Annotated in this window: 10 protein-coding genes and 1 pseudogene; 5 read left to right on the top strand and 6 right to left on the bottom strand. The window is 63.2% G+C overall.

The window, feature by feature from the left end; all coding sequences use genetic code 11:
• Positions 1 to 65: 65 nt before the first annotated feature.
• From GGD40_RS28930 to GGD40_RS28910, 5 genes are all read right to left on the bottom strand, one after another.
• Entirely contained in the window at positions 66 to 356 is a 291-nt protein-coding gene (locus GGD40_RS28930; RefSeq protein WP_179745966.1) for an H-NS histone family protein, read from the bottom strand.
• A gap of 176 nt (positions 357 to 532) precedes the next feature.
• Positions 533 to 1,732 carry a serine hydrolase domain-containing protein gene (locus GGD40_RS28925; protein WP_179745965.1) on the bottom strand — a complete coding sequence of 400 codons (1,200 nt, stop codon included), beginning with the start codon at positions 1,730 to 1,732 and terminating at the stop codon, positions 533 to 535.
• A gap of 236 nt (positions 1,733 to 1,968) precedes the next feature.
• Positions 1,969 to 2,172, bottom strand: a complete 204-nt coding sequence (locus GGD40_RS28920; RefSeq protein ID WP_179711085.1) for a hypothetical protein — start codon at positions 2,170 to 2,172, stop codon at positions 1,969 to 1,971.
• A gap of 534 nt (positions 2,173 to 2,706) precedes the next feature.
• The gene (locus GGD40_RS28915) at positions 2,707 to 2,967 is read right to left on the bottom strand and encodes a hypothetical protein (RefSeq protein ID WP_179711087.1); all 261 of its coding nucleotides are present in this window, start codon (positions 2,965 to 2,967) and stop codon (positions 2,707 to 2,709) included.
• Between the two features lie 87 nt (positions 2,968 to 3,054).
• Entirely contained in the window at positions 3,055 to 4,536 is a 1,482-nt protein-coding gene (locus GGD40_RS28910; protein WP_179745964.1) for a sigma-54 interaction domain-containing protein, read from the bottom strand.
• A 312-nt stretch (positions 4,537 to 4,848) separates the two neighbouring features.
• Between GGD40_RS28910 and GGD40_RS28905 the strand changes: the two genes are divergently transcribed.
• The gene (locus GGD40_RS28905) at positions 4,849 to 6,249 is read left to right on the top strand and encodes a GntP family permease (RefSeq protein WP_179745963.1); all 1,401 of its coding nucleotides are present in this window, start codon (positions 4,849 to 4,851) and stop codon (positions 6,247 to 6,249) included.
• 29 nt (positions 6,250 to 6,278) lie between these two features.
• Positions 6,279 to 6,620, top strand: a pseudogene (locus GGD40_RS28900) (RidA family protein); the annotation flags it as partial.
• An 80-nt stretch (positions 6,621 to 6,700) separates the two neighbouring features.
• On the opposite strand, the gene GGD40_RS28895 reads toward GGD40_RS28900, so the two are convergent.
• Positions 6,701 to 10,219: an ATP-binding protein gene (locus GGD40_RS28895; protein WP_179745962.1), complete on the bottom strand. Its 3,519-nt coding sequence runs from the start codon at positions 10,217 to 10,219 to the stop codon at positions 6,701 to 6,703.
• A 300-nt stretch (positions 10,220 to 10,519) separates the two neighbouring features.
• On the opposite strand from GGD40_RS28895, the gene GGD40_RS28890 reads away from it, so the two are divergent.
• From GGD40_RS28890 to GGD40_RS28880, 3 genes are all read left to right on the top strand, one after another.
• Positions 10,520 to 12,196, top strand: a complete 1,677-nt coding sequence (locus GGD40_RS28890) for a methyl-accepting chemotaxis protein (protein WP_179745961.1) — start codon at positions 10,520 to 10,522, stop codon at positions 12,194 to 12,196.
• A gap of 502 nt (positions 12,197 to 12,698) precedes the next feature.
• Complete coding sequence (locus tag GGD40_RS28885; RefSeq protein WP_035560791.1) at positions 12,699 to 12,950, top strand: hypothetical protein; 252 nt, start codon at positions 12,699 to 12,701, stop codon at positions 12,948 to 12,950.
• 356 nt (positions 12,951 to 13,306) lie between these two features.
• Entirely contained in the window at positions 13,307 to 14,299 is a 993-nt protein-coding gene (locus tag GGD40_RS28880; RefSeq protein WP_179711093.1) for a DedA family protein/thiosulfate sulfurtransferase GlpE, read from the top strand.
• The last annotated feature ends 79 nt before the right edge of the window (positions 14,300 to 14,378 follow it).

Raw genomic sequence — 14,378 nt, 5'->3', positions numbered from 1 at the left:
CGCGCGCAACATCACTTCAGACAGCGCGATGCGCTGTCCCTGCACGCGCCACGCAACGCCAGGCGTCAGCTTTCGATCAGAAAGCGCTCGCGATTCTTGCCCGTCAGCCAGCCGGGAGAACGGCCACGACCGCTCCAGGTCTCGCCGGTTTTCGGGTTGCGATACTTGGCGACCGACGCCGCTTTACGTCCCGGCACACGCTTGCTCGTAAAACCGAGCTCTTCGGCGGTCAGATCGTAGTCGGCGATTTGCTGCTTGATGTCGACGATCGCCTGCGCAATTTCCTTCTCGCGGGCCACGGCAACTTCCTTGTGGAGTTTTTCGAGCTGGGCAGTCAACTGCTTGTACGTGGCCATGGCGGATGCTCCGTTTCGGGTGGACGAACTGCAGGACGCCCCTGAGGAAGTCCCCTCGTGGACACTATCAGACGAATAAAGTGCCGGATAGGGAGGCCCGCTCAGGGAGGCCCGCTCAGGGAGGCCCGCTTGGTGAGCCTTCCAGGCTGACGGCTTGGCGAACGCAGCCGGGGTACTCAATCGTCAATTGCATCGTACACGCGGCGTTCGAAGTCGAGTGCCATTGGGAACGGTTCGATCGCGCGCCGCTGAATCAGCATCAGGCCAATCAGGTCTTCCACCGGATCGGCAAACCAGCTCGTGCCATACGCGCCCGGCCAGCCGAACGAGCCGAGCGAGCGATAGCCGAGCGGCAATTGCTGCGCCGGATCGTCGACGATCGACAAGCCCAGGCCGAACCCCTGCCCCGCCCACAACACATGGCCGAACGCGGGCACGCGGCGCTGGTCGCGCGTGAGAAAGTTCGAGCGCATCAGATCGACCGAGCGATGCGACAGCAAGCGCGTCGCGCCGACTCGTCCGCGGCCGAGCAGTAGTTGCGCGAACTGCAAATAATCGGCAGCCGTCGACACGAGACCACCGCCGCCGCTCTGGAAGCGGCCAGGATTCGCCCAACGGCTCGCCGACGGATGATCTTCGACCACGCGCTGCCGCGTGCCCGGCTCGACGCCATAAGCGGTCGCCAGTCGGGCGAGCTGCGAGTCGGGCACCCAGAACGCGGTATCGCGCATGCCGAGCGGCTCGAAAATCCGCGTGCGGAAGAACTCGCCGAGCGACATGCCGCTCACACGTTCGATCAGCACGCCGAGGACGTCGGTCGCAACGCCGTAGTGCCAGCGCGAGCCCGGCTGGAACATCAACGGCAAGGCCGCGATGCGGGTGAGCCACGCGCCGGCGTCGCCGTGCGCTTCGAAGCCGTTGAACGCGGCCGCATACGCTTCCGCCAGCGGCCCGGTCGCGGTGAAGTGATAGGCGAAGCCGGCGCGATGCGTCAACAGATCGAGCACGGTAAGCGGCGCCTTGGCCGGATCGGTTTCGTCGAGCGGGCCGGTGAGATCGCGCAATACGCGCGGTGCGCCGAGTTCGGGCAGCCACAGCGAGATCGGTGTGTCCAGCGCGAGGCGGTCTTCTTCGATCAGCATCAGAATCGCGGCGCTCGTGACCGGCTTGGTCATCGACGCAATGCGAAATAACGTGTCGCGTTCCATGGGCAATTGCGCGGCTTCATCGCGCCAGCCCAGTGGCTCGAAATAACCGATTTCACCACGCCGCCAAACCATCGACACCACACCCGCCACTTCGCCGCGTTCCACGTAGCCTTGCATGGCATTCGTCAGCGCCGTCAGTCGCGTCGCTGAAAGTCCTGCTGGTTGCATGTTTATCCTGAATCAGTGGAGGACGCATTCGCCCATTTATGTTTCACCCGCCCGTGCGACGTCCGATCGTCGACGATCGACACTGGAAAACCCGTGCAATCGTAACGCCGGACATGACGCAAGTCGGATAAAAGATAACGCGTCGGCTTATTCGGAAATAATGACCGTTACCACGTTTTTCAGAAAACGTTACCCGATTTGGGCGTGACACATCGTTCGTCCACTGGGGCGACGCGTCAGACTTTTTGCCGCTGCTCGAGCTCCGAGAGCGCGGCATTGAGACGTTTGACGCGGCTGGCCTGGGCGGGCATCCGCACCGCGCCGGACACCGAATCGATGCGGCCACGCCAGTAGGACAGCGGAATGCGGTCTTCGGCAGAGATGTGTGAGATGACGTGCTCAAGATGCTCAATATCTTTTTCGAGTTGGTGATGATCCATTGCTTTTCCCCGGAATACTCATTGAACTCATTTCGAAGCAATTTTCAAAGCATAAAGCGTGCCGCAGGTGGCCTACCACCGTTAACCCTTACGGAAAATTATTCTGTGCGCACTCCGCTGTGAATAAAAAATCAGCAAAATCTGCATAGCGCCTTAATCACAAAGCGCAGGGGAAAGCGTACTGCTGACAAACTTCGCGTTCCGTTAGGTGCCGCACCGACTCGGTTCACAGACGAGAAAATAGGGGCTTGCAATTACACGACGATAGTGGGAAGCAAAATAATCAGAAAAAATGGCGCTTAAGATTTTCATATGATTACTTTCCGCAGAAACGATTACCTGTCACGGATAGAACATTACCGACCACTATGCATTTAATACGGAGATGCCGAGAAATTGACTCCCCGGCCGGTTGAGTGTGACGAGCGAAAATGAAAGCTGTGAGACAGAGGCGCCGCGTTCGTGGAATGACGGCACGCGGAGCATCAGAGAAACGGATCGATCAGACCGCGCCAGCTTTGCGCTGGCGCCACGTCATTTGGGGCGGCAGGCGTAGATCAGGCTGAGCGTGCCGTTTTCGCTGGACTGGCGCACCACGTCGAACGCGCCGCCGCAGCTTGCGTTAGCTTGCTGCGCGCAAGAGTCGGAGCCGACCGGACATTGAACCAGCGTGGTGGCGCGGCCGTCCGGCAAGAACAGCGGTGCGCTGCTGCTGCAACCGCTCAATACGGCGACGGCGCCCACCGCCGCGACGGCGCAGGTCCGGCGCGCAAAGAAGGAGAGACTGCGTTTCATTTGAAACCCCGATCACGTCTTGTTTTTCGATCACGCGATTGTGCCACGCGACTATTACGCTGCGTCGCTCGATATGAGCGGGTTTCGTTACGCGTCGATACCGTACGCCGCGATCTTCTTGTAGAGCGTTGCGCGGCCCATGCCGATTTGCGCGGCCGTGTCGATCACGCGCCCACCGTTGGCGCGCAATGCATCGCTCAGAAAGCGCTTCTCGAACGCCGCCATCGCGTCGCTCCATGACGTAGGTTCAGCGACGCCGGCCGGCGTCCCTGACGCGTGAGTCGCCGAAGCCGTGCCGACGACCATGCCCATGCCCACACCCACACCGACGCCGTGCGCCATGTCGATCAACGGCGCGAGCGCCCGCGCATCGATCCGCTCGCTGTCGGACAGCATCACGGCCCGCTCCAGCGTATTGCGCAACTCGCGCACATTGCCCGGCCATCCATAGGAACACAGCAGCCGCAACGCGTCGTCCTGCAATTCGAAATGACTGCCGCCGCGTGCTTGCGTCGACAGATCCTCGAGCATCGCGTAGGCCAGCGCCTCGATGTCAGACGCGCGTTCGCGCAACGGCGGCGCCTGGATCGTCAGCACGTTCAGCCGGTAAAACAGGTCGGCGCGAAAGCGTCCCGCCGCGACCAGGGCGGGCAAGTCGGCCGACGTCGCGGCAATGATCCGCACGTCGGCGCGAACAATCCGGTTCGAGCCGAGCGGTTCGAACTCCTTGTCCTGCAACACGCGAAGCAGCTTGCCTTGCAAGGGCGGCGGCATATCGCCGATTTCATCGAGAAACAGCGTGCCGCCGTTCGCAAGTTCGAACTTGCCGACCCGCCCTTTACGGTCCGCGCCGGTGTACGCGCCCGGCGCGGCGCCGAAGAACTCGACCTCAAGCAAGGTATCGGGAATCGCCGCGACGTTGACGGTCACGAGCGGCTGATTCGCGCGCGCCGAGCCGCCATGAATCGCATGCGCAAGCAACTCCTTGCCGGTGCCGGTCTCACCGAGCAACAGCACCGGCGACTCGAGTTGCGCCGCGCGGCGCGCCTGGCGTTTTACCTCGAGACTGGCCGCGCTCGTGCCCACAAAACTGCCGAACGTATATTTGGCGCGCCGCGCCTGAGCCAGCGACTGACGCGTCGCGATCAATTCCTGCTGCACGCGCGAGTAATGGGAAAAGAGCGGCGTCAGCGCCTTCAGCTCATCGAACAGCGCAAAACCCACCGCGCCGACCGTGTTCCCCGCGTCGTCCTTGAGCGGCAAACGCGTGACGACGAGCGGCTCGCGGTCCGTTTCCAGAATATCGAGCAGAATCGGTTTGCCGGTCTTCACGACCTCGCGCATCAGGCTGTTGGGAATCACCGCTTCGCAGTCGCGGCCGATCGCCTGTTGCGGGTCCGAGAAACCGAACCGGGCCGCGTAGCGCTTGTTGATCCAGACGACGCGCGCCTCGGCGTCGACAATGAACGTGCCTTCGCTGAAATTTTCGAAGGTGCGGAACAGCGAGTCCATCGCCCGGCGCAGTACATCGCCGTAGGTAGCAGGAAGGCCCGCCCAGTCGTTCATCATGTTGTCGCTGTCTCCGGCTATCGTTCTAGTTATGTTTTCTCATTTCGTAGACAAGCTTATCTCATCGAGGAGATCGCCAGCAAGCTTGCCAGATAAGGGTTTAACCTCGGTTTGACGTATCTTCTGTTGAATTGCGTCCCGTTTTAGAGACGTTTGGGTACAATCGGCCGCATCACGTTTCGAACTTCGGCCTGCGAAATCAATGGGCTAGCCGTTATGCCGCGGATGGCACGGAACCTGCGTTTGCGGGCGGCCGTGCCGTCGCGTCGTCGGGACGGCGACCACGTAGAACAACCAAGCTTTGGAGACTCAATGTCCTTTGTCATCGTCCTCGCCGCATTGGCGTTCCTGATGTTCGCCGCGTATCGCGGCTACAGCGTCATCTTGTTTGCGCCGATCGCCGCGCTCGGCGCCGTGCTGCTGACCGATCCGTCCGCGGTCGCGCCGGTCTTCACCGGCATCTTCATGGAGAAGATGGTCGGCTTCGTGAAGCTCTACTTCCCGGTGTTTCTGCTCGGCGCCGTGTTCGGCAAGGTGATCGAACTGTCCGGTTTCTCGGAGTCGATCGTGGCCGCGGCCATTCGCTATATCGGCCGCTCGCGCGCCAATGCGGTGATCGTCGCGGTGTGCGCGCTGCTCACCTACGGCGGCGTGTCGCTGTTCGTGGTGGTGTTCGCGGTCTATCCGTTCGCCGCCGAGCTGTACCGTCAAAGCAATATTCCGAAGCGCCTGATGCCCGGCGCCATCGCGCTCGGCGCGTTCTCGTTCACCATGGACTCGCTGCCCGGTACGCCGCAGATCCAGAACATCATCCCGACCACGTTCTTCAAGACGACTTCGTGGGCCGCGCCCGCGCTCGGCGTGATCGGTTCGCTGTTCATCATCGTGGTCGGCCTGACGTATCTGGAATGGCGCCGCCGCGCGGCAATGGCTACCGGCGAAGGCTACGGCACGAATCTCGTCAACGAACCGGAACGCGTCGAATCGAAACAACTGCCGCATCCGCTGCTGGCTGTGGCGCCGCTGGTGCTGGTGGGCGTTGCGAACTTTCTGCTGACCCGCTGGATTCCGAACTGGTACGGCGCGACGTACACGGTGGCGCCGGACATTCTGCCGGGCATCCATGCACCGGTCACCACGACGATCAAGAGCGTGGTCGCGATCTGGGCCGTGGAAGGCGCACTGCTACTCGGCATCGTGATGGTCGTAATCACGGCGTTCGGCCGTGTGCGCGAACGCTTTGCGGTCGGCACCAAGGCTGCGGTGGCAGGCGCACTGCTGGCCTCGTTGAATACCGCGTCGGAGTATGGCTTTGGCGGCGTGATCGCCGCATTGCCGGGTTTTCTGGTGGTCAGCAACGCGCTGAAGAGCATTCCTAATCCGCTCGTCAATGCAGCGGTGTCGGTGAGCTCGCTGGCGGGTATTACGGGTTCGGCGTCGGGCGGTATGAGCATCGCGCTGGCTGCCATGTCCGACACGTTCATCAAAGGCGCGGAGGCCGCGCAAATTCCGATGGAAGTGCTGCACCGGGTCGTCGCCATGGCGAGCGGCGGCATGGACACGCTGCCGCATAACGGCGCGGTGATTACGCTGCTGGCGGTGACGGGTTTGACGCACCGTCAGTCGTATCGCGACATTTTCGCGGTGACGGTGATCAAGACGATGGCGGTGTTCTTCGTGATCGGGGTGTATTACGCGACTGGGTTGGTTTAAACCGGAACGCTTTCCGGTCATGGGCAACGGCGACCGAAGCCGACGGCTGGGTCTTCGTGACCGGCCAGATGCCGACCTCGCCCACCGACGACAACGCGCCCTTACCCGAGGGCGTCGTCGCGCAAACGCAGCGCGTCATGGACAACCTGGTGCTGGTCCTCCAGGGCGTTGGCCTCGGCCTGCAACACGTCGTCGCCGCGCGCCTCTTTCTGACCGAGTTCAAGCGCGACTACGCGTCGATGAATGCTGTCTACCGCGCTTACTTTCCCGCGACCGCGCTGCCGGCCCGAACCTGTATCGGCGTCACCGCGCTTGCGCGCGATGCGCTGGTCGAGATCGACTTCATTGCGAAACGACCGGGGCCGGGCTAATTCTCATAGCGGGCGGCCGGGCAGGTGAGCGAGCGGAGCGATGCGCGCCAACGCAGAACAACGCAACGCTAGCCGTCAATTCAATGCATCGACTGTTCGTCCAGGTCGAAGTGATCGATCAACGCGTCGTGCAACGAGATGGCGCGTTCGTCCATTTCAACCGTCCACCGTTCGCTGCCGCGGCATAGCTGCTGCAACTCGCGGCATTGCTGCGCGAAGGCGGCCTCCTGCACGATCAGGAGCGCGCCGCCCGCGCTATGCGCCCAGCCGCCCAGCGCCTCCCGATCCTCTTCTTCGACAATCGCCATCAGCCTCGGCAGTTCGCTTTGCAGATGCGTTCTGAGCATGGCGTTGTAGCGCGCTTTATCGTCCGCGCTGAGGGTAGACACTGGCGCAGCGCTCGCGCCGGTCTCCGCCGCCGGCTCCTCAACGCCATGCGAACGCGGGGACGCGACCTCCAGCAACGCCGCCTCCAGTTCGCCCAATGACGCAGGTTTGGCGACATGCCCCGCGAAGCCGCGCTCGCGCCACGCGGCATCGTCCCGCATGTCGGTCACGGCGCTGAACGCCAGCACCGGCAGATCCGGATGCGACTTGCGCACGCGCGCCAGCAACTCGTATCCGTCCATCACCGGCATATGAATGTCGCTCAGCAGCACGTCGAATTGAGCCTGATGAACGGCCGCCAGCGCTTGCCGACCGTCCCCGGCGATGGTCGGCAAACAGCCCAGCGTAGCGAGTTGCTCGACGATCAGGCTTTGAATCAACGGATTGTCTTCAGCGACCAGCACGCTCAGCCCCTGCAACGCGGCAGGAACTTCCTGAGGCAACGCGACAGCGGGCTCGACGGGCGGCGCCGCAACGGCGTTGTGCGCATTCGCGGCGCCAGTCGCGAGATCGATCGCGGACAGCACCGCCTTGCGGCTGAATTCGCTGACTTCGAAGATGCCGTCACCGCGCGAAGCCGGCGTATGCGGACCGCTGTACGTGATCCACACCGTCCCGATTGCCTGCGCCTCACGTAATTCAGTCACCGCATCGAGATCGTATTCGCCGGTCACCACCAGCACATCCGGGCGATTCACTCGCAGCCACACTTGCGCGCCGCGCATCGACGTTTCGGCATGCACGCTCCAGCCCCTCCGTTGCAGGCCAGTTTCAAGCAATTGTCCCGACTCGCGCTCCTGACACAACACCAGCGCATGGCCACGGCGCGGCGCTTCGACGGCCGCCGTGCGCGACTCTTCCGGCGGCAGAGCAAGCGGAATCGCGACACTGAATGCACTTCCGACGCCCGCCACGCTTTCGACCGAAATATGGCCCCCCATCAACTCGCACAGCCGCGCGCAGATCGATAACCCGAGGCCCGTACCGCCGTAGCGGCTCGACGTGCTCGCCTCGCCTTGCACGAACGGATTGAAAACGCGCGCCACCAGCGCCTGATCCATACCGATCCCCGAATCAACGACCCGGCAGATGAGAACGGGGTTGCCCTGCGGGTCGTCGTTGATCTCCGCGCTCAACGTGATCTTGCCGCACGACGTGAACTTGAACGCGTTGCTCAGCAGGTTGTTCACGATCTGCGCAATGCGCGTGCGATCGCCGCGCAGCGGCTGGTCGAGCGTTGGCGACAGATGCGAGTAGAAGCGGATCGGCCGGTCCGCCTTCATCGGCGCATACGAAAGCGCGATGTTTTCCAGGTCGTCCACCGGACGGAACAACTCGGCGGCGAGCCGCATCTCGCCGGCATCGATCTTCGAAAAATCGAGGATATCGTTGACGATGCCACGCAGCGCATTCGCCGCCACGCCCAGGGTCGCGAGCCGCTGGGTATGGGCGTCGAGTCCCGGCGTTCGCGCGAAGAGTTCGAGATTGCCGAGCAGCGCATTCAACGGGGTGCGGATTTCGTGGCTCATCGACGCGAAAAAATTCGAGCGCGCCCGCATCATGTTTTCCGACGTTTGCTGCGCCAGCCGCAACTGCTGTTCGAGCTCATATTGCGCGGTGACATCGAGAATCGCGCAGAACAGCACGTCCTGCTCGTCGTAACGGGCCGGTGCGTACGTGACCTGGAGGAACCGGCCGGGCGCGGCGTCGCGATCGTCCGGATGCGCGGCGGGCAGCGGTGGAAGCGGCGGTGGCGTTTGCCCAGACTGCGTGGCCTGCGTGACCTGCGCGGGCAAGGCCGGCACGACGAACGCGGCAATTTTCGCAAACGCGTTGGCGGAGGGTTGATCCGGCGCTTGCGCGTGAAACTCGTCGACGATATGCGACGGCAAGCGCTCGCCGCCCGGCTCGATATGCAGCAGTTCTTTGGCCAACGCATTCGCGGTCAGAATCGAATGATCGCTCTGCCGGACGATGCACAAACCGATCGGCGTTGCGCTGACCAGAATGTGATTGATGGTCTCGCTTTCCAATGCGCGCGACGTCTCGACAAAGCTGACGCGCAACAGCCGCAAACCCCAGAAACGGGCGGTCAGCACGATAGCCAGCAAGATCAGCAGTGTGAGCACGGCGAGCACCGCCAGTTGCCAGCCGAGCGCCGACGCGAGCCCGCGCCACGTCACATAGCCGACCAGCGCGCCGAAGCCGGGCGTCAGCGGCTCGTAGAAAGCGACCCCATCGCGGGTATAGCGGTTGGTGTCGGGCGGCGTGTGCGCCACGATGCCCTGCAACATGGCCACGCTCTGCACGTCGAGCGACGGCGAGGACACGATCAGGCGGTAATCCGCCATCATCAACAGCATCGCGCCTTCGCGGTTGGGCCACTGCAGACGCGCCGGCAGCGTCTCGACCGGGATGCTGATCACCATCAACGTGACCGGCTTGCCGTCCGCATCGTAGTAGGCACTGACCGCCGAAATCACCGGCACGCCTTGCAGCGGGTCGCGATACGGACCCAGCCAGACCCGCTCGCCCTTGCCCGGCAACCGCTTGCCGGTTTGCGTCTGAAGTTCGTGCAGGAGGGTCGCGCGCAACGCGCCCACTGCCGACGCTTGCAACGGCGGCGTAGCGGGCGAGCCGTTCGCGGCCGGCTGAACGACCGAAGGCAAAATCGCGGCGTAGTCTTCGTTCAGCCCAAGCAATACCGCGCGTTGACGGAGTTCGAACGCCTGCTGCGTGACCAGCGTGGATTGCGCGGCTTCGTACAGGCGCCAGAGTTTCGTGCTCAACGCGTCGCCCCACGCGGTCCGCGTTGCTTCGCCGATCAGCACGTCAAAGCCGGCGCCGATCCGCTCGATGTCGCCGCGCGCGAGGCCCGTCTGGCGAATCGAGTCCTCGACCGCGTCGGGTACGCGCAATACGTTGGTGGTGGTCTGGTAGAAGTCGAGCGTGAACTCGGTGCGCCGCAGAAACGATTCCTCGCGATGCAGCACCAGCGAAAACTCCGCGGCATTCTGCGCGGCGTAAGTATGCAGGTAGTCCAGTTGCTTGCTCGCGCCGATTACCGCGAGGGCGAGCGCGAAGACGACCACGATCAGCATCAGCGAGGCGATCGTCGCCAGGTACACCCGCTGTTGACGCTTCGCGCTTTGCTCCAGCGAAGCAAATGCGTGCGCCAGTGACTCTTGAGTACGATCGAGGATCTTCTGCATCGACTCGCGTGGGTAGCGTGAATCAAGCCGACAGGCCGCCACGGTAGCGAGGCGGACAAAGGGTTCTGCAAGCGTTATACGGCCGAAGTGTAGCGCTTTTGAAGCAAGCCGCCGCATTCATCCGACAGTATTCGACAGCTACGCGAAATGCATGAACAACCCTGCAATAACGGCCGCAGGCGGCATAAACCTGAGTGGTTTACTGGGAAAACCCTCAAGGAAACGCGTTAATTTGCCGTTAAACCTTGCAACCACGTAAGCACCGCAACCCGTCTGCGGGTAGCACGAGCAAGGAACGCCATGCGCAACAATCAGCCTGTTACCGGGCACGAGTACGAATTCCCTTCGTCGCAAATGCTGGTTTCCGCGACCGATCTGACCGGCCGTATCCAGTACTGCAATCCGGCTTTTATCGCCGTCTCGGGTTTCACACGCGAAGAACTGATCGGCCAGCCGCATAACCTGATCCGCCATCCGGACATGCCGCGCGAGGCGTTCGCCGATCTGTGGACGACCGTCCGCGACGGCCGTCCCTGGACCGCGCTCGTCAAGAACCGCCGCAAGAACGGCGACCATTACTGGGTCCATGCCAACGTCACGCCGGTGGTCGAGAAAGGCGCGATCGTCGGCTATCTGAGCGTGCGCGTGAAACCGGAACGCGAAGCCGTGCGCGACGCCGACGCGCTCTACGCCCGCATGAGCGCGGGCGAGTCGCGTGGCCTGAAACTGCGCCGCGGCGTGGTGGTACGCACCGGCGTGCTCGGCCGGATTCAGGCGCTGATGCGTCTGCCGGTCGCGACGCGCGCGGCGATCGGCTATGCGCTGACGCCGCTCGCGCTGCTGGCGACCGGTTTCGCTGCATGGCAAGGCGTGCCGCCCGTGCCGTTCTGGATTGCGTTCGGCGTCACCGCCGCGCTCAGCGTGGTGTTGTGGCAAGTGCTGACGCACCAGCTCGCCACCCCGATCCGCGACATGTCGGGCTTCGCGACGCGTCTCGCCGCGGGCGACCTGACCGCCGATCTGGAGATCGCGCGCCACGACGATCTCGGCGACGTGCTGCAGGCCTTGAATCAACTGAAGGCGAATCTCGCGGCGATCGTCTTCGACGTGCGCGCGCAAATCACCGGCATGCTCGACAACGCGCGTGAAATCTCCAGCGGCAATGTCGATCTCGCGCGTCGCACGGAATTGCAGGCGGCCTCGCTTGAAGAAACCGCGGCCACCATGGAAGAGCTGACCACCACCGTGCAAGCCAACGCCGACGCCAGCGTGCGCGCACTCGATCTCGCCAAGGACGCCCAGGCGGCCGCTGCGGTCGGCGGCCAGATCGCGGGTCAGGTCGAGCAGACCATGGCCGGCATCACGGCGGCGTCGCGGCGGATTGCGGACATCACCGGCGTGATCGACGGCATCGCGTTCCAGACCAACATCCTTGCGCTGAATGCCGCCGTCGAAGCAGCGCGCGCCGGCGAATCGGGCCGCTCGTTCGCGGTCGTCGCGGGCGAGGTGCGGATGCTGGCGCAGCGTTGCGCGGCGTCGTCGAAGGAAATCAAGTCGGTGGTCGAGGCGAGCGCCAGCGAAGTCGCCGTGGGCACTGCGCTCGTTGCCCGCACGACCTCGCAGATGCGGGTGATCGATGAGGCGGTGAGCCGCGTGTCGTCGATCATCGTCGAAGTCGCGAATGCGAGCAGCGAACAGGCGGAAGGCATTCGCCAGGTCAATCAGGCGGTCTCGCATCTGGATGGCGCGACCCAGCAAAACGCCGCGCTCGTCGAGCAGGCGGCGGCCACGGCACAACGTCTCGCGGAACAGGCTGACGTGCTGGATGAGGCCGTGCGGCTGTTCACCGTCGCCGAAGCCACGCCCGCGCAACGCGCCGCGACGCCCAGCCATCAGCCACGCACGCAGAACGCCGCGACTGCTTCGACGCCCGCAGCGAAGCGCAACGCCGCGCAGGAAGAAGCGACATTGTTCTGATAGATCGGCGTTACTCCCACCTCGACAGTCCACTATTGAAGGGGCACGATGTGTTCGTCAGCGCCCAACTAGTTGCACGGGCCGGCTGACCCGAGTAACAACGGCGTTTAGCAGCCCGTCCATTGATGGACGGGCTATTTTTTTGGCAGTGCGCCCTGATCTTTCGCGTTGCGCAACCATGACGAACGGTGAGGCGATACGGGAGCCGCCCGTATAACCGGCGCGCACGTCAACCGCGTGACAGCGAGGGAGAACGATTGCACCGCCCAGGGGCACGAAAAATGCAGCCGTCGTAGTGAAGAGTCGCGTTAAACTGGTTGCGCAAGCTGTGCGTCGCAACACGCACTGCCCGGCGAGCCGCACCAGGCAACGCGCGCGGCGGTGTCCGGGTAAGCTGGCAGATGGACGGGCATAACGGCGAGGCGTGAAATGGCGTGACAGACGGCGCGCTATCCTGCCCGTACAATGGTTCGATCAACACAACGGAACAAGGACAACTTCGATGCGCACTACCGGGTCCTCCGGGTCAATGGCCCTGCTCACCGAATACGACGACGCAACGGCGCGCGAACTCCGCTCGCTGCGCCTCGAATCCACCGAAGACGGCAAAGGCATTCTTTTGGTCGAGGTCGACGAGCGCAAGCCAGGCATACATCGCGAAGTGCGCTACGAAATCACGCCGGCCGAACTGATTGCCGCGATCCGCGCGCACGGTGCCGAACTGCCGGGCGAACAGCACAATCATCGTCAATGAAGTTCAAGCACGCGGCAGCGGCGGTTAATCGCCCTGCCGCGTGCTGTTTGTCGCCTGTCGCAACGGCAAGTCGGCCAAGCTTTCCGTTTAGGTGATTCGAGCGTGACCCCAGCCCACGTCAATCGGGCATTATTTCCGTATCTACCTGAAGCGCGCAACCCCGTTCCAGAGGGTCCGTAGCGCGTCGGCCATTCGCGCTTTCAAGCTTTCGGCGCACTACCGCTCCGCTTTCAACTACGAAATTAAGGACATCGTTTCCTGACGTTTGCACGTCTCGAAAATACGTCCATAATCCCTGCATTCTCCTTTGCTTTCCCTACCTGCGCCGCTCCCGAAAGGGCTGCGGATGTAAGCCGATGCTACATGATCTCGTCGAGCAATATGGGCCGGCGCTCGTCTTCGTCAACGTGCTGGCGGCCTCCATCGGGCTGCCGGTTCCGGCGATGCCGTCGCTCGTTCTGTTCGGCGCCATGGCGGCCATGCACCCGGGTTCGGTGGGGACGCAATTGGCGCCGGTTCTGATTCTGTCGATCTTCGCCACGCTGATCGGCGACAGCGTCTGGTACCTCGCCGGGCGTATGTACGGCGGCAACACGCTGAAAACGATCTGCCGGCTCTCGCTGTCGCGCGATACCTGCGTGAAAAAAACCGAGCGCTTTTTCGGCCGCTGGGGCGTACGCGTGCTGGCCGTGGCCAAATTCGTGCCGGGCCTGTCGATCGTGTCGATTCCAATGGCCGGCGCCATGGGCACGCGCTACCGCACGTTTCTCACCTACGACAGCATCGGCGCCGCGTTGTGGTCGGGCACGGGCCTGATCATCGGCGCCTTGTTCGCGAGACAGATCGACATGCTGTTCGCCATGGCTGGGCGCCTCGGCCGCACGGCCGCGCTGGTGGCCGTGGGACTGCTGTTGCTGTACGCGGCTTATCGGTGGATTCGCCGTCGCCAGTTGATTTCCAAGCTTGCGTCCGCACGTATAGAGGTCGATGAGCTGGCCACGCTCGTCGCGGCGGGCAAAACACCAGTCATGTTCGATATCCGTTCGCAGGAGAAGCGCAAGCTCGATCCGTTCGTGATTCCGGGTTCGCTATTCGCGGACGAACGGCAGCTCGACGAGATCGTCGCCACGTATCCGCGCGATCAGAAGCTGGTGATTTACTGTTCCTGCCCGAACGAGATTTCCGCGGCATGGATGGCCAAACAATTGAACGAGGCCGGCTTTTCCGACGTGCTGCCGTTGCGCGGCGGCATGGAAGCCTGGCGCGACTCGGGTAAGCCGGTCGAGGCGCTGCCCGACACGCCGCCGCCCGAGATCACGGTCGACGACATCGCGCCGAAGGCCGTGTAGCGCGGCAGCGCATCCGCCCTGGCGCCGTGGGCGCGCCGCGCCGCTCGCCTCCGTTCGATCTATCAATGAACACCGAAGG

The organism is Paraburkholderia bryophila, from assembly GCF_013409255.1.
GTDB lineage: Bacteria > Pseudomonadota > Gammaproteobacteria > Burkholderiales > Burkholderiaceae > Paraburkholderia.
The sequence above is the reverse complement of the archived record's forward strand: the minus strand, read 5'-3'. Positions and strand labels throughout refer to the sequence as shown.

Excerpts from the sequence above, each read along its gene's own strand:
- GGD40_RS28930 (WP_179745966.1), bottom strand. The coding sequence starts at position 356 with ATGGCCACGTACAAGCAGTTGACTGCCCAGCTCGAAAAACTCCACAAG.
- GGD40_RS28925 (WP_179745965.1), bottom strand. The coding sequence starts at position 1,732 with ATGCAACCAGCAGGACTTTCAGCGACGCGACTGACGGCGCTGACGAAT.
- GGD40_RS28920 (WP_179711085.1), bottom strand. The coding sequence starts at position 2,172 with ATGGATCATCACCAACTCGAAAAAGATATTGAGCATCTTGAGCACGTC.
- GGD40_RS28915 (WP_179711087.1), bottom strand. The coding sequence starts at position 2,967 with ATGAAACGCAGTCTCTCCTTCTTTGCGCGCCGGACCTGCGCCGTCGCG.
- GGD40_RS28910 (WP_179745964.1), bottom strand. The coding sequence starts at position 4,536 with ATGATGAACGACTGGGCGGGCCTTCCTGCTACCTACGGCGATGTACTG.
- GGD40_RS28905 (WP_179745963.1), top strand. The coding sequence starts at position 4,849 with ATGTCCTTTGTCATCGTCCTCGCCGCATTGGCGTTCCTGATGTTCGCC.
- GGD40_RS28895 (WP_179745962.1), bottom strand. The coding sequence starts at position 10,219 with ATGCAGAAGATCCTCGATCGTACTCAAGAGTCACTGGCGCACGCATTT.
- GGD40_RS28890 (WP_179745961.1), top strand. The coding sequence starts at position 10,520 with ATGCGCAACAATCAGCCTGTTACCGGGCACGAGTACGAATTCCCTTCG.
- GGD40_RS28885 (WP_035560791.1), top strand. The coding sequence starts at position 12,699 with ATGCGCACTACCGGGTCCTCCGGGTCAATGGCCCTGCTCACCGAATAC.
- GGD40_RS28880 (WP_179711093.1), top strand. The coding sequence starts at position 13,307 with ATGCTACATGATCTCGTCGAGCAATATGGGCCGGCGCTCGTCTTCGTC.